The 16,633-nt window shown below is 63.9% G+C and carries 14 protein-coding genes; 13 read left to right on the top strand and 1 reads right to left on the bottom strand.

Features of this window, described 5'->3' with window-relative positions:
- The first annotated feature begins 4 nt into the window (after positions 1-4).
- The 11 genes from PF66_RS07070 to PF66_RS07020 all read left to right on the top strand — a co-directional run bounded on the left by PF66_RS07070 (position 5) and on the right by PF66_RS07020 (position 14,973).
- Positions 5-1,282, top strand: a complete 1,278-nt coding sequence (locus PF66_RS07070; protein WP_054062262.1) for an alkane 1-monooxygenase — start codon at positions 5-7, stop codon at positions 1,280-1,282.
- Between the two features lie 131 nt (positions 1,283-1,413).
- The gene (praA, locus tag PF66_RS07065) at positions 1,414-1,905 is read left to right on the top strand and encodes an alkane oxidation protein activator PraA (protein ID WP_081005873.1); all 492 of its coding nucleotides are present in this window, start codon (positions 1,414-1,416) and stop codon (positions 1,903-1,905) included.
- Positions 1,906-2,046: 141 nt separating this feature from the next.
- Positions 2,047-2,532 (top strand): alkane oxidation protein activator PraB, encoded by a 486-nt coding sequence (praB, locus tag PF66_RS31845; protein WP_081005874.1) that lies wholly within the window; start codon positions 2,047-2,049, stop codon positions 2,530-2,532.
- Between the two features lie 115 nt (positions 2,533-2,647).
- A complete protein-coding gene (locus PF66_RS07055) occupies positions 2,648-4,087 on the top strand; it encodes an outer membrane protein transport protein (protein WP_054056783.1) in 1,440 nt (479 codons plus the stop codon).
- A 299-nt stretch (positions 4,088-4,386) separates the two neighbouring features.
- Positions 4,387-6,936, top strand: coding sequence for an acyl-CoA dehydrogenase (locus PF66_RS07050; protein ID WP_054062261.1), 2,550 nt, complete (start codon positions 4,387-4,389; stop codon positions 6,934-6,936).
- 30 nt (positions 6,937-6,966) lie between these two features.
- Entirely contained in the window at positions 6,967-8,319 is a 1,353-nt protein-coding gene (locus tag PF66_RS07045) for a 3-oxoacyl-ACP reductase (RefSeq protein ID WP_054062260.1), read from the top strand.
- Positions 8,320-8,322: 3 nt separating this feature from the next.
- Complete coding sequence (locus PF66_RS07040) at positions 8,323-9,207, top strand: MaoC family dehydratase (protein WP_054062259.1); 885 nt, start codon at positions 8,323-8,325, stop codon at positions 9,205-9,207.
- 64 nt (positions 9,208-9,271) lie between these two features.
- On the top strand, positions 9,272-10,570 hold the full coding sequence (locus PF66_RS07035) for an acetyl-CoA C-acetyltransferase (RefSeq protein ID WP_054062258.1): 1,299 nt from the start codon (positions 9,272-9,274) through the stop codon (positions 10,568-10,570).
- A 21-nt stretch (positions 10,571-10,591) separates the two neighbouring features.
- Complete coding sequence (locus PF66_RS07030) at positions 10,592-12,298, top strand: AMP-binding protein (protein WP_054056788.1); 1,707 nt, start codon at positions 10,592-10,594, stop codon at positions 12,296-12,298.
- 344 nt (positions 12,299-12,642) lie between these two features.
- The gene (locus tag PF66_RS07025; RefSeq protein WP_010445713.1) at positions 12,643-13,047 is read left to right on the top strand and encodes a TraR/DksA family transcriptional regulator; all 405 of its coding nucleotides are present in this window, start codon (positions 12,643-12,645) and stop codon (positions 13,045-13,047) included.
- 312 nt (positions 13,048-13,359) lie between these two features.
- Complete coding sequence (locus PF66_RS07020) at positions 13,360-14,973, top strand: methyl-accepting chemotaxis protein (protein ID WP_054062257.1); 1,614 nt, start codon at positions 13,360-13,362, stop codon at positions 14,971-14,973.
- 33 nt (positions 14,974-15,006) lie between these two features.
- Here PF66_RS07020 and PF66_RS07015 read toward each other — a convergent pair whose 3' ends face one another.
- On the bottom strand, positions 15,007-15,420 hold the full coding sequence (locus tag PF66_RS07015) for a hypothetical protein (protein WP_152972975.1): 414 nt from the start codon (positions 15,418-15,420) through the stop codon (positions 15,007-15,009).
- A 521-nt stretch (positions 15,421-15,941) separates the two neighbouring features.
- On the opposite strand from PF66_RS07015, the gene PF66_RS07010 reads away from it, so the two are divergent.
- Both PF66_RS07010 and PF66_RS07005 read left to right on the top strand, forming a co-directional pair.
- Positions 15,942-16,412, top strand: coding sequence for a hypothetical protein (locus PF66_RS07010; RefSeq protein WP_081005987.1), 471 nt, complete (start codon positions 15,942-15,944; stop codon positions 16,410-16,412).
- The gene (locus PF66_RS07005; RefSeq protein ID WP_054062256.1) at positions 16,409-16,612 is read left to right on the top strand and encodes a hypothetical protein; all 204 of its coding nucleotides are present in this window, start codon (positions 16,409-16,411) and stop codon (positions 16,610-16,612) included. The genes PF66_RS07010 and PF66_RS07005 overlap by 4 nt, the downstream gene beginning before the upstream one ends.
- Positions 16,613-16,633 lie beyond the last annotated feature (21 nt).

Below are 16,633 nucleotides of genomic sequence, written 5' to 3'. Positions count from 1 at the left end.
TGCCATGAACTCCACTGTCGCTGCACCTGGCATCTGGACGGATGGCAAGCGTCACCTGTGGTGGCTCGGCGCCTTGCCCATGGCAACCCCGGTGCTGTCCGGCATCTTTGCCCTGGTCACCGGCGTTCAATCGCTGTGGTGGAGCGGGGTGGTGGTGATCTTCGGCCTGATCCCGATGATCGACGGCCTGCTCGGCGAAGACCGCAGCAACCCACCGGAAACCATCGTTCCTGACCTCGAAAAACAGACCTACTACCGCTGGATCATCTACGCCTGTGTCGCCCTGATGTGCCTTTCCGTGGTCACCACGGCCTGGATGGCCGCCGGTGGCATCGACTGGATCATCGGCGGTGGCCTGACGCAACTGGTCCAGGCCCATCACCTGCAGGGCGGCCTGGCCGGCCTGCTGGGCTACATCACCGAGCGGGCCCAGGTGCATGGCAGTATCGGCTGGTTCACCTACCTGGGCATGGCGATGTCCACCGGGGCGGCGACGGGTATCGCGATCAATATCGCCCACGAGCTGGGCCACAAGACCCGGCCGCTGGAGCAGTTCCTGGCCAAGGTGGCCCTGGCACCGACCTGCTATGGGCACTTCTTCGTCGAACACAATCGCGGTCACCACGTACGGGTGGCGACGCCGGAGGATCCGGCCAGTTCGCGCCTGGGCGAGAGTTTCTGGAGCTTCCTGCCCCGTTCGGTCTGGTTCAGCCTGCGTTCGGCCTGGCACCTGGAGCGCGAGCGCCTGCACAAGCAGGGCCTGCCGACCTTCCACTGGAAAAACACGGTGTTGACGGCCTGGCTGTTCAGTGTGGTGCTGTGGGGCGTGCTGATTGCCTGGTTGGGTGTGGCGGTGATTCCTTTCCTGATCATCCAGGGTATCTACGGGTTCTCGCTGCTGGAAGTGGTGAACTATGTGGAGCATTACGGCCTGTTGCGTCAGAAGTTGCCCAATGGTCGTTATGAACGTTGCTCGCCCCGGCACTCTTGGAACAGCAACCGTATTGTCACCAACATCTTTTTGTTCCAGTTGCAGCGCCACTCCGATCACCACGCCTATCCCACCCGCAGTTACCAGGCACTGCGGCATTTCGACGAGTCGCCGCAACTGCCCTACGGCTACGCGAGCATGATCGTCTGGGCCTACGTGCCGTTCCTCTGGCGGCGGCTGATGGATCACCGGGTGCTGGCGCACTACGCGGGTGATGTGCGCCTGGCGAATCTGCAACCTTCCAGGCGAAAGCAGTTGCTTCAACAGTACGGCACTCGCTACACCGATTGAATTGAAGAGTTGCATTGAATGCGTACTTGAAAGTGCGCATGACGGGAGCGGCTTGCCCACTTTCGGGGGCTGTTTGCAGCCGTGACAAGTTGACCGGATAAAAACAATAAGTAACGGGAAGGATGTCGACCATGCACAAGGTTCTGTTGACCGTTCGTGTCGTTGCCGCGCTGCTGGGGCTTTCCCAGGTGGCGCCGGCGTTTGCCGCGGCGCGGATCGAGCCGGCCAATGCCGAGTTCACCGCCAAGGGCCCCATCAGTTTCGCCAAGAGCATCATCAGTGCCGATTGCACCATCCAGGTCAGTGGCCGGATCAGTGCCGACGGCAGTTATGTCAGCGTCGAGAAGGTCGGTTTCGACGGCGGCCTCAAGTGCGGCCAGGTCGAGGCCACGCACCTGCCCTGGAAGCTGATCGCCAAGGATGAAACCAGCGGTGCGATGTCCGGTATCCAGGTCACCGTGCATGCGCCGCTGGTGGGCGGCGACTGCGGGCCGACTACCGCCGAAGGCAGCTGGAACAACAGCACCGGCAAGCTCCAGGCGGCCAACGTGGCGCTGGACGGCGGTTGCACCATCAAGACGGTTTCGATCCAGATGCCGCCGACGTTCCGGGTAGTCCCCTGAGTCGGCGGTGGTTCAGGCCACAGCAGAATTTTGAAGTTTGGCTGAAAGGGAAGCTCGGTCGTGGTTGCGGTACTCCGTGTCGTCTCAAAAGGCCATTAACCCCGGCGAAATGAATCGCCATACATGTGAGGAAAAACAACAATGAAAGGCATCAAGACTCTCGTGTCTGCAACTGCCATGGCTGTCTGCATGGGCGCCATGTCGATGGCTAGCGCTGCTACCATCGTGTCGCCTCCAGCAGGAAGCACTTTCACCGCGCCTGGTACCATCACGGTGAAATCACCTGCTTCGCTCAATGTGCCAGTCACCTGCAACATTACCTTCACGGGTACCGTTGCAGCCGATAGCAAAACTGCATCGATCACCGCTGTCACTGTCAGTGGCAGCAACGCACTGTGCAACGTGCCGAAGATGGGCGGCCTGCCATGGACACTGACTCCTACCAGCGCAACGAGTGCGACGGTTGGTGGTGTCAGCTTCTCGATCATCAGCAACTGCGGTACTGCCAACGTGACCACTGCCTACGGTGGCGGGGTGCTGTCGCTGTCGCCTGCTCCACAATCGGTTGGCAGCTGCACCATCACCGCCCTGAGCGTTACGCCCAACCCGACTTTCGTTCTCCAATAAGCGGGACAACGTGCTGATCACTCGTTGAAAAGAACGGCGCCTCTTCGGAGGCGCCTGTTCAAGTGTGGGTGAGCCGGGATGACCGGTGGCGGTTGATAATAATAAGGAGTGGGGCATGAATAATAAGAAACAACATTTACGCATTGCAGTCGCACTGGCCGTGCTCGGTGGCCTGGGGACTACGGTGCAGGTCCAGGCAGGCGGCTTTTCCACCCCGACCTATGGTGCTCCCGGCTGGGGGCGTGCTTTCGGCGGTGGTTCATTGTTCAAGAACGACCCCAGCGCGGCCTACAACAACCCGGCAGCCATGGCTTTTATCGACCAGAATGTCGCGCAGTTCACCGTTGACTACGCCCGCATCAAGATCAAGTACAAGGGGACTGCCACCGATTATCAGGGCAACCCTGCGTCAACGACTCCCGTAGACGGAAACGGTATCCCGGGGGATGCCGTGCCGCTGACCGGCGATGGCGGGCAGGGTGGCTTTACCGCCTGGCTGCCAACAGGTTTCATGGTCATGCCGATCAACGATCGACTGGCCTTCGGTCTCAGCCAGGTCGTGCCGCAAGGCATGCGCAGCACCTGGGATGAGGACTGGAAAGGACGCGACTTCGCAGTGGACACCAAGATTGAAACCGTTGGCCTGACCGGCTCACTGTCGTTCAAGGTCAACGATGAGTTCTCGCTCGGTGCCGGTGTCATCGTCCAGCACAGCAAGGGTTTTGTCAGCCAGAACCTCAACCTGACGGGGGCTGCTGCGCTTTCCCCGAACATCGGCCTGCCATTCCCGTCCGGTGTCGGTTCCAACCTGATCCGGGTGAAGGTGGATAACACCTCGGTGGGCTGGTTCACCGGCGTAGTCTGGAAACCCACCGACCAGGACACTCTGGGTCTGAACTATCACGCCAAGATCAAGAACAAGATGGAGGGCAAGTACAACATCCGTGCCGATGCATTGGGCCGGACCTACATGACCCAACCCTTCGGTCCCAACGGAGAGTCGCTGGTGGAGTTGGCCTACCCAGGCCTGAAACTCTATCCGGATGGCGCCAATGCCAGTACCCAGCTGGACATTCCGGCCACCGCTGGTCTCGATTGGGTCCACGTGTTCAACGATCGCTTCACCCTGGGTGCCAGTGCCACCTGGACCCAATGGTCGTCGTTCAAGGACCTGACGCTGAAGTCCGATGGCAACGTCCTCGTGGCCATTCCCTACAACTACAAGGACTCCATGATGTACTCGCTGGGCGGCGACTATAAGTTCACCGACCGCCTGACCCTGCGTGCGGGCGTGGCATTCGACCAGACGCCGACCCGTGGCTCGACCCGCGACCCGCGGATTCCCGACAACGATCGCTGGTTCACCTCGCTGGGCTTCGGTTACGAGATCAAGGAGATACCCGGGCTGAGCATCGACGGTGCCTACTCGCGGCAGTTCGTGAAGGAAGCCAAGATCAATACCCACAACCAGGATCGTCTGGGTGGATCGACCCTCGATGGCAAGGCCGACTCCTCGGGTGAAGTAGTGAGCCTGTCGGCAACCTACAGGTTCTGACACGTCTCGTCGTGTATACGACGGTGACAGGGAGAGGGTGCTGCTGGCGCATCCCGCGCGGTCCTTTCCGATGTCATCGTCGTAGCGCCTGTATTCGTTGATTCCCTGCCTTTGCAGAACCGACCGGGGGTCGGTTTTTTGGTTTCGAGTTTCTGGTAAAAATTAATTTAAAAAATAATTTTAAAACATATCTATTCTTTGTAAGGTAGAGCCTGCGAGCCACCCACGGGTGGCTGATCAAGGATGTCGGTCAAGAGCGGCATCGGTGCTTTGTCTCGTATCGCACAAGAGGTGTATTCATGATTTCCTGGTTATTGATTGCACTGGCAGGGGCTCTGGTCCTCGCCTATCGACAAGCCCCGGCGAGTGCCTGGCTGGGTGCCGTGCTGGCCTGGCTGGCCGGCGGCTATCTGTTCAACGTGGTCGGTCCGCTGGGGGCGGCGGTGGCGGCGATCCTGGTCCTGCTGCCCGCTGGGGTGCTGGCCATCAAACCGCTGCGTCGGGCCTTGCTCAGCAGCAAGGCTCTGGCGCTGTTTCGCCAGATCATGCCGGCGATGTCCGACACCGAGCGCGCCGCCATCGAGTCCGGCACGGTGTGGTGGGATGCCGAGCTGTTCAGCGGCAAGCCGAACTGGGAGCGCCTGCTCAAGGCCGCTCCGGCGAGCCTGAGCGCGGAGGAACAGGCGTTCCTCGACAACGAGGTGGAAACCCTCTGCGACATGGCCAACGACTGGGAAACCACCCAGGTCTGGCAGGACATGTCGCCCCAGGCCTGGCAATACACCAAGGATGCCGGCTTTCTCGGCATGATCATTCCCAAGCAGTATGGCGGCAAGGGGTTCTCCCATTACGCCCATTCCCAGGTGGTGATGAAGCTGTCGACCCGCTGCTCGGCGGCGGCGATCTCGGTGATGGTGCCCAACTCGCTCGGCCCGGCCGAACTGCTGCTGCACTACGGCACTGAGGCCCAGCGCCAGCACTACCTGCCGCAGCTGGCGCGCGGCGAGGACATTCCGTGCTTCGCCCTGACCAGCCCGTACGCCGGTTCCGATGCCGGGGCCATCCCGGATGTCGGCATCGTCTGCAAGGGCCAGTTCGAGGGCGAGCAAGTGCTGGGCTTCCGGGTTACCTGGGACAAGCGCTACATCACCCTGGGCCCGATCGCCACGGTGCTCGGCCTGGCGTTCCGCGCCGAAGACCCCGAGGGCCTGCTGGGGCGCAAGGGCAGCCTGGGCATCACCTGCGCGCTGATTCCCACCAGCCATCCCGGCGTGCAGACCGGCCGTCGGCACTGGCCGCTCAATGCGGTGTTCCAGAACGGCCCGACCCAGGGCAAGGACGTGTTCATTCCCCTGGAGTGGGTGATCGGCGGCCGCGACCAGGTCGGCAACGGCTGGCGCATGCTGATGGAATGCCTGGCCGCCGGGCGGGCGATCTCGCTGCCGTCGGCCAACGTCGGCCTGAGCAAGATCGCGGTGCGGGGCACCAGCGCCTATGCGGCGATGCGCAAGCAGTTCGGCCTGCCCATCGGCAAGTTCGAAGGCGTGCAGGCCCCCTTGGCGCGGATGGCCGGGCACCTGTATGCCTGTGACGCGGTGCGCAAGGTGTCGGTGGCCTCGCTGGATGCCGGGGAAAAACCGTCGGTGATCTCGGCCATCGCCAAGTACCACGTCACCGAGCGTGCCCGGGCGGTGGTCAATGACGGCATGGACATCGTCGCCGGCAAGGGTATCTGCATGGGCCCGAACAACTTCCTGGCCCGCGCCTACCAGCAGAGTCCGATCGCGATCACCGTGGAAGGCGCGAACATCATGACCCGCTGCCTGATCATCTACGGCCAGGGGCTGATCCGTTGCCATCCCTATGTGTTCCGCGAAATGGAAGCTGCCCGCGCCCAGGGGCGTGCCGGCCTGGACGCGTTCGACAGTGCAATGTTCGGCCATATCAGCTTCGTCGTCGCCAACACCGTACGGGCGGCGGTCCATGGCCTGAGTGGCGGGCGCCTGCTCAAGGCCCCGGCGAAAACCGACAAGGCGCTGGCCGCCTACTACCGGCAGATCGAACGCCTGTCGGTGGTGCTGGCGCTGGCCTCGGATATCTCCATGGGCGTGCTGGGGGGGGCATTGAAACGCAAGGAAAGCATCACCGGTCGCCTGGGCGACATCCTTTCGCAACTGTACATCCTGTCCTGCGTGCTCAAGCGCTTCGAGGACGACGGGCGTCCACAGGGCGACCTGCCGCTGGTGCACTGGGCTGCCCAGGATGCCTTGCTGCGTGCCCATGAGGCCCTGGCCGAAACCCTCGACAACTACCCGTCGAAGGCCGCGGCGCGGGTGATTCGTGCGCTGAGCTTCCCGTTCGGTATCCCGCTGCGCAAGCCGTCCGACCGCCTGCTCGGCGAAGTCGCCGAACTGGTGCAACAGTCGGGTGCGAGCCGCGATCGGCTGCTGGCCGATTCCTATATCCCGCAACCGGACATCGACAAGCTGGCCTATGGCGAACTGGCCTTCCGCCTGCTGCCGCAGGTGGAACTGATCGAGGCGCGGCTCAAGACAGCGGTCCGCGACGGGACCATTGCGCCGCTGCCGATCTCCCGCGAGGCCTTTGTGGTCTGGCGTGCCAAGGCCCTGGAACTGCAACTGATCAGCGCCGAGGAGGAGCAGTTGCTCGAACGCTACGTCGAGTACGGCGACCACGCGATCCAGGTCGACGACTTCCCGCAGGACTTCGGTCTGCTCGAAGCCCTGCAACGGCGCCAGGCGCACTTCGAGCAGGCCGCCAAGCCGGCGGCCAGGCGGCGTGCGGCGGTCAGCGAAGGCACGGCTGTCGCTGACGACAGCAGCTATTGATCTTTCTCGGGTCTGGAACGGAATTCTTTCATGTCTGACAGTTATCTTGCTTTCGTCAATTCGCCCTGGGGGCGGCGCCTGGCCCGCTCGGTCGGCTTGCCGCAACCGTTGCCGCTGCAGCGCTACCGGCAGGGGCAGGTGGGCAACCATCTCAATCCGGTGGTCTTGGCGGGGGCGCCACAAGGCCGGTTGCTGGGCGAGTTGCAGCGGATCTTCGCCGCTACCGAGACGGTCGCCGCCGCCCCGGCGAGTGTCGAGGCTCCCTCCACGGTCAAGGTCCAGGGCCTGGTGTTCGATGCCAGCGGCCTGGCCGATATCGCCCAACTGGACGAGTTGTACCGGTTCTTCCATGCCAATGTCCGGCGCTTGAGCCAGCACGGTCGCGTGCTGGTGCTGGGCACGCCGCCGGAGCACTGCGCGGAACTGGCCCAGGCCGTGGTACAACGGGCCCTGGAGGGCTTTGTGCGCTCGCTGGGCAAGGAGCTGCGCAAGGCCATCACCGTGCAGTTGCTGTACGTGGAACCCGGTGCGGAAACGGAAATGGACAGCAGCCTGCGCTTCTTCCTGTCGCGCCGTTCCGCCTATGTTTCCGGCCAGGTGGTGCGCATCGCCGAGGCGGTGGATGTGCCCAAGGCCGTCGACTGGCAGCGGCCGCTGGCCGGACGCCGGGCGCTGGTCACCGGGTCCTGTCGCGGTATCGGCCTGGCGATCGCCCAGGTGCTGGCCGGCGAGGGCGCCGAGGTGGTCTGCCTGGATATTCCACCGGTCGAGGCGCAGTTGCAGCAGGTGGCCGGTTCACTGGGGGGCACGGCGCTGGCCATGGACATCACCGCGCCGCAGGCCGCCGAGCGCCTGCTGGCCTTTGTCGGGGAGCACGGGGCCTTCGATATCGTCGTGCACAACGCCGGCATCACCCAGGACAAGACCCTGGCGAAGATGACCGAAGCGGCCTGGCGCAAGGTCATGGCGGTCAACCTCGAGGCGCCGCTGCGACTGAGCACGGCGCTGCTCGAAGGGCAGGGGCTCAACCCCGGCGGGCGGATCGTCTGCGTGTCGTCGATTTCCGGGATCGCCGGCAATCTCGGGCAGAGCAACTATGCCACCTCCAAGGCCGGGGTGATCGGCCTGGTGCAGGGCCTGGCGCCATTGGCCGGGCGGCAGCAGGTGACGGTCAATGGCGTGGCGCCGGGGTTCATCGAGACCCAGATGACCGCGAAGATCCCGCTGCTGATCCGCGAGGCGGGGCGGCGGATGAACGCCATGTCCCAGGGCGGGCAGGCCGAGGACGTGGCGCAGACCATCGCCTGGCTGGCACACCCGGCTTCCGGCGGGATCAACGGGCAGGTGGTCCGCGTGTGCGGGCAAAGCCTGCTGGGGGCCTGAACCATGAACGCCGATTCGACCCTTCGTATCATCGATCCGGTGCCTTCGACCGGCCAGTTGCTGTGGAGCGGCTTGCGCAGCCTGCGCAAGCCCAAGGTCGAGGGGGCGCCGCGCCTGCCGCAGGAGCGGCTGGTACGGCCGGCGGTGGAACTGCGCGCGGCGGATATCGAGCGTTACGCCCGTGCCTGTGGCTTTCGCCGCGGACACGGGGTGCCGCTGTCCTTCGTGCACACCCTGGCGTTTCCCCTGCACCTGCTCCTGCTGACCAGCCCGGCGTTTCCCTGGCCGGCCAGCGGCATGGTGCACCTGGCCAATCGCATCCGCCAGTACCGGCGGCTGCACGAGGGCCAGGCGTTGCGCCTGCAGGTGCATTGCGAACGCTGGGTGGCGCACCCCAAGGGGCAGGCGCTGCTGATCGTCAGCCAGGCCCATGGCGATGGCAGCCTGGTCTGGGAAAGCGAGAGCCTGTACCTGCGCCGGGGTGTCGCCGCGCCGGTCGGCGAGCCCTGGCAGGGTGAGCTGGAGCCGGATGAACAGGCATGGGTCCTGACCCAGCGCTGGCCGCTGGCGGCGGACCTGGGACGGCGTTTTGCCTGGGTGTCGGGCGATCACAACCCGATCCACACCTCCTGGCCAGGCGCCCGGCTGTTCGGTTTCAAGCGGCCGATCGCCCATGGCATGTGGACCCTCGGCCGGGCCCTGGCGGCGCAACAGCCACCGCGGCCCCTGGACGCGGCCGGGCTCGACTGCGAGTTCAAGCTGCCGATGTTCCTGCCCGGCAGTGCGACGTTATGGAAGTTGCCGTCCTCCGAGGCGCGCCAGGCCTTTGAAGTGCGCACGGCGGCGGGCGACAAACCGCACATGCGTGGGGTGTTCACGCTCACTTGAACACGCCGCCCGCTTCCACAGGAAACACAAGAGACAAGGGCCAGTGTATGGAAGGAAACTCCGCATGACCGAATACAGTTTCACCCCGGCCCCGGTACGACGGGTCGCGATTCTCGGCGGCAACCGGATTCCGTTTGCCCGCTCCAATACCGCGTATTCCCATGACAGCAACCAGGACCTGCTGGCCGCCGCCCTGCAAGGGCTGGTCGAGCGCTTCGGCCTGCATGGCCAGCGCCTCGGCGAGTTCGCCGCCGGGGCGGTGATCAAGCATTCGCGGGACTTCAACCTGGCCCGCGAGACGCTGCTGTCCACCACGCTGGCGCCGCAAACTCCGGCCTATGACATCCAGCAGGCCTGCGGCACGGGCCTGGAGGCGGCGCTGCTGGTGGCCAACAAGATCGCCCTGGGGCAGATCGAGGTCGGGGTCGCCGGCGGCTCCGACACCACCTCGGATGCGCCGATCGGCATCAACGAGTCGTTGCGCCGAATCCTGCTGGAAGCCAATCGCAGCAAGGATACCCTGGGCAAGCTGCGCAGCCTGCTCGGCATTCGCCCGTCGATGTTCTTCAAGCCGCTGCTGCCGCGCAATGGCGAGCCGCGCACCGGGCTGTCCATGGGCGAGCACTGCGAGGAGATGGCCAAGCGTTGGCAGATCAGGCGACTGGCCCAGGATGAGTTGGCCCTGAGCAGCCACCAGTCGCTCCATGCGGCTTATCAGCGGGGCTTTTTCGACGACCTGATCACCCCGTATCGCGGACTCCAGCGCGACAACAACCTGCGCGCCGACGCCAGCCTGGAGAGGCTTGCGGGGCTGGGACCGGCCTACGACAAGCGCAACGGCACCCTCACGGCCGGCAACTCGACGCCCTTGACCGACGGCGCCTCGGTGGTGCTGCTGGCCAGCGAGGCGTGGGCGGCGGCGCACAACCTGCCGGTGCTGGCCTACCTGCGTACCGGCGAAACCGCAGCGGTGAATTTCGTCGATGGCAGCGAAGGGTTGCTGATGGCCCCGGCCTACGCCGTGCCACGAATGCTCGCCCGCGAAGGCCTGAGCCTGCAGGACTTCGACTTCTACGAGATCCACGAAGCCTTCGCCGCACAGGTGCTGTGTACGCTCAAGGCCTGGGAGGATGCCGACTATTGCCGTGAGCGGCTGGGGCTGGAGGCGCCGTTGGGCTCCATCGACCGCAGCAGGCTCAATGTCAATGGCGGTTCGCTGGGTTGCGGACATCCGTTCGCCGCCACCGGCGGCAGGCTGCTGGCGAGCCTGGCCAAGGCCATCGACCAGCGCGGTGGCGGCCGCGGGCTGATTTCCGTGTGTGCCGCTGGCGGCCTGGGCGTGACGGCGATCGTCGAAAAATAAAACAACAACAAGGAGACTGCCATGAGTGTCGCGAGCCTGCAGAGTACCGAACGTGTCTGGGTGAAGGCCTACCACCCCGGCGTGCCGGCGGATGTCGAGGCCGAGATCGACCGTTACCCGTCGCTGCGCGAGGTGTTCCTCGAACATGTGGAGAAGTACCGCCAGCGGGTGGCCTACGTCAGTATCGGCACCGAGATGGGCTATGACGAATGGGAGCGCCGGGTCTTCGCCTTCACCGCCTGGCTGCAGTCGCGCGGGGTGAAGAAGGGCGATCGCGTGGCGTTGATGATGCCCAACTGCCTGCAGTACCCGATCTGCCTGTTCGGCACCCTGCTGGCCGGCGCCGTGGTGGTCAACGTCAACCCGCTGTATACCGCCCGCGAGCTCAAGCACCTGCTCAAGGACAGCGGCGCCGAAACCCTGGTGATCTTCGAGAACTTCGCCCACACCCTGGAACAGGCGATGGACGGCAGTTCGCTGAAGAACATCGTGGTGGCGGCCATCGGGGACCTGGTCGGGACCTTCAAGGGCGCTGCGCTGAACTTCGTGCTGCGCCATGTGCAGAAGCAGGTGCCACGCTTCGACCTGCCGGGTTCGATCCGTTTTCCGGCGATGCTGAAGCAGGCCCGCGGGCTGAAGGCCAGGCCGGTGGCACTGGCCCACGATGACATCGCCTTCCTGCAATACACCGGCGGCACCACCGGCGACGCCAAGGGCGCGATGCTCACTCATCGCAACATCCTCGCCAACCTGATGCAGGCCAAGGCCTGGGTCGGCGACCAGCTCGACGAGAACCGGCAGGAGACCAACGTCACCCTGTTGCCGCTGTACCACGTACTGTCGCTGACGGTGAACTGCCTGATGTTCATGTGCCTGGGCGGGCGCAACATCCTCATTGCCAACCCGCGGGACGTGAAACGGGTGCAGATGATCCTGCGCAAGGAGAAGTTCAACGGCATCGTCGGGGTCAACACGCTGTTCAACGGCCTGCTGGAAAACGACGAATTCCGCGCCCGGGACTTCTCCGACCTGAAGCTGGCGATCGCCGGCGGCATGGCCACCCACACCGCCGTGGCACGGCGCTGGCAGGAGGTGACCGGGGTGCCGATCATCGAGGGCTACGGGCTGACCGAGTGCTCGCCGGTGGTGAGCATCAGCCCGATCGATATCAAGCGCATGCGCGAGGGCGAGTTCAGCGGGACCATCGGGGTGCCGTTGCCGTCGACCTGGGTGCGCTTCGTCCGCGAGGACGGCACGCTGGCGGAAATCGGCGAGGAGGGCGAGCTGCAGGTACGTGGGCCACAGGTCATGAAGGGTTACTGGAAGCGCCCGGACGAGACGGCCAAGGTCCTTGATGCTGACGGCTGGCTGTCAACCGGGGACATCGGGGTGATGAACGCGCAGGGCTTCATCCGCCTGGTGGATCGCAAGAAGGACATGATTCTGGTGTCGGGCTTCAACGTCTATCCCAACGAGATCGAGGACGTGGTGGCGCTGCATCCGGGCGTGGCCGAGGTGGCGGCGATCGGTGTGCCGGACCAGGTGACCGGGGAGCGGGTGAAGATCTTCGTCGTGCGGCGGGATCCGGGTTTGACCGAAACGCAGTTGCTGGCGCATTGCCGGGAGTACCTGACCGGCTACAAGGTGCCGAGGATCGTCGAGTTCCGGGTCGAGGAACTGCCCAAGACCACGGTGGGCAAGGTATTGCGCAGGGCCTTGCGCGAATAGTGGCAGTCGAGGCCGCGCGCAGGGTTGGCGCCTGCGGTGCGGCCATTCCCGGCCCGCTGGCCACTGCCGTCCGTCTCCCGGCTGCAGGCAGGCCAGGGAATTTCTTGTTATAAAAGCATTCCGATCCCCCGTATACAGGGCTTCATCGCGCCTGTTCGGGGCGATCGAAATGATTTTGCTGTCATTTCTGTTGCTGACTCGATAACTCGGCCTTAGACTGCCGCCCCTCGTAAATTGAGTGCCGGGTGGCGCTTGGAATGGACGGCGCCTTTCTGTGCATCCCCTCAGGTGCCCAGAACGCTCCCTAATTCGCCTTAATGCACGTATTTTCTATAGAGAAATCAATGACAAAGGAAAAGTTGCTGGCCATGCCGGCGGACGACTACATGAACGCCGAGCAACTGGCTTTCTTCACCGAACTGTTGCAAGCCATGAAAGTAGAAACCCACGAGCGTATCGAGCAGAACCGTGTCGCCATCGAAAGCCTCGATACTCCGGCAGACCCGGCCGACGCCGCGTCCGTTGAAGAAGAGCGCACCTGGCTGGTGAACGCGATCGATCGCGACCAGCGCATGCTGCCGCAGCTGGAACAGGCCCTGGACCGCATTCGCGACGACTCCTTCGGCTGGTGTGACGACAGTGGCGATCCTATTGGCCTCAAGCGCCTGCTGATCAGCCCGACCACCAAATACTGCATCGAGGCGCAGGAGCGTCACGAGCAGATCGACAAGCACCAGCGCCAGGCCTGATCGGCCTCCTGATGCCCGCGGCCTCGTCGGGGTGCCAAAGCGCCCCGATGCAAGCGCCGATAGACGCCGTACCCGACGCCCCGACACGATCGGCTGCGAGCACTTCGCCGCGCGGGTACGGCGTGCAGAGTCCCGACCCGGCCGCTCGTCAGTTCCTGCGGTGTTGCCCCTGAGCCCTCTCACGTTCTCCAGCGCCGCCCGGTCCCCTGGATCGTTCCCCTTCGCCGATTACCACTAATGGACCATGGATAATGGCCGTGTGATGGCGTTTAATGAAGGAAAACAATCAAAAGCCGAGAGTGGGTAACGCCTATGTCTGGAGAAGGAATTCTGTCCGGGGTTTTCGCGCCATTGGAGGCGCAGTCGAAGTCGTCCCCACGCTGGCTCGTACCGCTGCTGCAGAGCATCGGGCTGGCGCTGCTGTTGTCGGCCATGGCCTATGCCAACTGGTCCCTGGGCGTCTGCCTGCCGTTGGCGCTGCTGCTGGCCTGGTTGCCGCTGTTGCGTCCACGTCCGGCTGCCATTGCCGCCCAGGCCGAGGGCGATGCGCTGGGCGAACTGACCCGCGACCTGTCCTATGCCACCAGCCATAACGCCTTGTCCGCCGCCGGTGTGGCCTTTGCGGTCAAGCAACTGGCCGGCAAGCTGCAATCGCAACTCGATGCCGCGGCGCAGATCGTCAGCAGCGCCGAACGGGTGATCGACACCGAGCAGGCCACGTCGCAGCTCAGCCAGCAGGCGCTGGGTTCGGCCAGCGAGGCGCGGCAGAGCAGTGCCGAGGGGCACGCGGTGCTGTCGGAGTCGATCAGCCGCATGCACCAGCTCAGCCAGCGCGCGGCGGCCAGTCGGCAACTGATCGAGGCCCTGAGCCAGCGCAGCGAGGAAATCCAGCGAGTGACCCTGGTGATCCAGGCGATCGCCAGCCAGACCAACCTGTTGGCCCTCAATGCGGCCATCGAAGCGGCCCGTGCCGGCGAGCACGGACGCGGTTTCGCCGTGGTGGCCGACGAAGTGCGTGGCCTGGCCGGGCGCACCGCGGCCGCCACCGACGAGGTGGGGGTGATGGTCGCCGATATCCAGCAGCGCACGGCACAGGTGGTGGAGCAGATCCAGCAGTTGTCGGTGGACCTGGAGAGCGGTGTCGAGCAGGTCGAACACACCGGCCGGCAACTGGAAAATATTGCCCAGCTGGCGGCGGGGGTGGAAAGCCAGGTCAGCGAAATCGCCCACGGCGCGCAGAACAATCGCGAGCAACTGGGCAGCCTGTTCAGCGCCGTAGAGCAGATGCGCGGCGACCTGTCGATCAGTGACCAGCAAACCCGGCGGCTGGCCGAGGCTGCGGTACAGATGGAAGGGCAGGCCGAGACCATCAGCGAACGGCTGGCCGAGGTCGGCCTGGACGATTATCACCAGCGTGCCTACGACCTGGCGCGCGAGGGCGCGGCGCAGATCGCCGCCCGCTTCGAGGCCGATATCGAGCAGAACCGCATCAGCCTCGAGGATCTGTTCGACCGCAGCTACCAGCCCATTGCCAACACGTCACCGACCAAGTACCAGACCCGCTTCGACCGTTACACCGACCAGGTCTTGCCGGCGATCCAGGAGCCGCTGCTGAGCCGTCATGAGGGGCTGGTGTTCGCCATCGCCTGTACCCCGCAAGGCTACGTGCCGACCCACAACCAGGCGTTTTCCCAGCCGTTGACCGGGGATGCGGCCAAGGACGCCCTGCAGAACCGCACCAAGCGCAAGTTCGATGACCGCACCGGCATTCGCTGTGGCAGCCATCAGCAACCGGTGCTGCTGCAGACCTATACCCGCGATACCGGCGAGCTGATGCACGACCTGTCGGTGCCGATCATGGTCAAGGGCCGGCACTGGGGTGGCCTGCGCCTGGGCTACCGGCCGGAAAGCGCGCCGCACAAGTGACCGCTGGCCCCGCGCCTGATGGGGGCGGCGCTGTCAGACGGTCGTGTTGACCATCCCGGCCAGCAGTTTCTGCGCCATGAACAGCGCGATATTGACACTGCTCAAGGCGCTGTTGAGCGCCATCACCTCGGCCCGGGCCGGCTGGAGGGCCGCATTGCGGGCCTCTTCGCTGCGGTAGCGGGCCTTTTTCAGCGCTGCCAGGCGGGCGTTGGCCCGCCGCAGTTTCTGCTGCAGTTGTTCGATCTGTTTCTTCAACTGCTTGACGCGGTTTTTCGCCGCCAACTCATTGCCGGCCAGGCTGTTGCCGGCAGACACGGTGTTGAAGTCGCTGTCGGCGTCCTCGCCGAGCAGGGCGCGAATCGACAGGACCGGCGCCGCATCCTCGGTGTCGTCGCTGCGGCTGGTCAGCGAAGGCATGGGGATCGCGAGTGGATTCAGGCTGATCATCATGGACTCCGTTCAATGAATGCCTGCCCTTGTATCGGCATCGTTACCGGGTGCTTGAGCGGCCATACTGCGGAAATCGCCGGTTCCATGCCGTAAGGGATTGCCAGGCCGGTAATCGGTCAGTACTTTTTGTCTTGTCTGATACCACTTGACGGTGGTTTGATTGGCAGTGACGGGTCGACGTGTTCTAAAATCGAAGTCGTGCCCCCGATCGTTGTTCTGGGGGGCTTTCAACTTGCACGTCGGAAACTTCGCTTTTTCAGAAAGGTCATCTCCGCAACTTCACTGTCCCACTGGCTGGCGTCAGCGATATGCGGTGTTTTCCTTCACACCCTGGTGAGTATTCGCAGAAGTAACGGGGCTTTTGATCCATTAGTCTCTCTGTGTCTTTTCACGCGACCTGCGCGGGGTCGACACGCAGTCATCAGGGTTTCCAGTGAGTAACCGTCGGCAATGACCGAAGGACTTGTGCTGCCTGCTCCCTGCCGGGCGGCTTCATTTTTGGGTTTGAGGGCTTTTCGTTGGCAGTCAGTAATCTGGATATGCACGCATTGTTCGTACTGGGCGACCTGCGGGCAAAGCTGGTCAAGCAGTTTCAATCACGTTTCGTCTACATCACCGAACAAACCGCCGAAGGCATCTATATCGCTGAAATCGACACTGAAACGGCGATGGTCGTCGATGACAAACAGCGTCTTGAACTGAAAGTCGGCGATCATTTCCGCGCCTCGGTACTGCCCAGTCGCGAAGGTGGGAAGTTCGATATCAAGTTTCGCGAAATCAAGCTGACGGTCTATGGACTGGGCGATTACGCCTATGTCACCTGCGAACAGGGCCACGGCATCCTGTTCAAGGAAGGTCATACCGTGGTGATGGTGTTCGCGGCCCATGAACAGCTGCAGGAAGGCCTGACCAAGACCCTCAAGGACGTCACCCGAAAGGCCGCGAAGTGGCGCAAGGGCGAGCTGACATTCAAGGCCAGCGAGCAATGAGTGGCGGCAGGGCCGGGTTTCATCAGCAGCACCTGGAGCAGGCCCGCCGCGATGCCCGGCGCCTGTTCGAACGCAAGGGCGAGTTGCAGGGCGCCTGGTTGCCATGGGTCGCTTCACAGCTCTATGCAATGACCCCGGCCGAATACGCCAGCATGGTCCGGCGCGAGTTGCAGCAACTTCAGACGCACGCTACGGTTTGAAGCGCGCCGTGATTGTCAGGG

The sequence above is a fragment of the Pseudomonas asplenii genome, assembly GCF_001293465.1.
Classification (GTDB): domain Bacteria; phylum Pseudomonadota; class Gammaproteobacteria; order Pseudomonadales; family Pseudomonadaceae; genus Aquipseudomonas; species Aquipseudomonas fuscovaginae_B.
The sequence above is the reverse complement of the archived record's forward strand: the minus strand, read 5'-3'. Positions and strand labels throughout refer to the sequence as shown.

What these genes read in the sequence shown, in the direction of transcription:
- PF66_RS07070 (WP_054062262.1), top strand. Translation starts at nt 5, where the DNA reads ATGAACTCCACTGTCGCTGCACCTGGCATCTGGACGGATGGCAAGCGT.
- praA (WP_081005873.1), top strand. Translation starts at nt 1,414, where the DNA reads ATGCACAAGGTTCTGTTGACCGTTCGTGTCGTTGCCGCGCTGCTGGGG.
- praB (WP_081005874.1), top strand. Translation starts at nt 2,047, where the DNA reads ATGAAAGGCATCAAGACTCTCGTGTCTGCAACTGCCATGGCTGTCTGC.
- PF66_RS07055 (WP_054056783.1), top strand. Translation starts at nt 2,648, where the DNA reads ATGAATAATAAGAAACAACATTTACGCATTGCAGTCGCACTGGCCGTG.
- PF66_RS07050 (WP_054062261.1), top strand. Translation starts at nt 4,387, where the DNA reads ATGATTTCCTGGTTATTGATTGCACTGGCAGGGGCTCTGGTCCTCGCC.
- PF66_RS07045 (WP_054062260.1), top strand. Translation starts at nt 6,967, where the DNA reads ATGTCTGACAGTTATCTTGCTTTCGTCAATTCGCCCTGGGGGCGGCGC.
- PF66_RS07040 (WP_054062259.1), top strand. Translation starts at nt 8,323, where the DNA reads ATGAACGCCGATTCGACCCTTCGTATCATCGATCCGGTGCCTTCGACC.
- PF66_RS07035 (WP_054062258.1), top strand. Translation starts at nt 9,272, where the DNA reads ATGACCGAATACAGTTTCACCCCGGCCCCGGTACGACGGGTCGCGATT.
- PF66_RS07030 (WP_054056788.1), top strand. Translation starts at nt 10,592, where the DNA reads ATGAGTGTCGCGAGCCTGCAGAGTACCGAACGTGTCTGGGTGAAGGCC.
- PF66_RS07025 (WP_010445713.1), top strand. Translation starts at nt 12,643, where the DNA reads ATGACAAAGGAAAAGTTGCTGGCCATGCCGGCGGACGACTACATGAAC.
- PF66_RS07020 (WP_054062257.1), top strand. Translation starts at nt 13,360, where the DNA reads ATGTCTGGAGAAGGAATTCTGTCCGGGGTTTTCGCGCCATTGGAGGCG.
- PF66_RS07015 (WP_152972975.1), bottom strand. Translation starts at nt 15,420, where the DNA reads ATGATCAGCCTGAATCCACTCGCGATCCCCATGCCTTCGCTGACCAGC.
- PF66_RS07005 (WP_054062256.1), top strand. Translation starts at nt 16,409, where the DNA reads ATGAGTGGCGGCAGGGCCGGGTTTCATCAGCAGCACCTGGAGCAGGCC.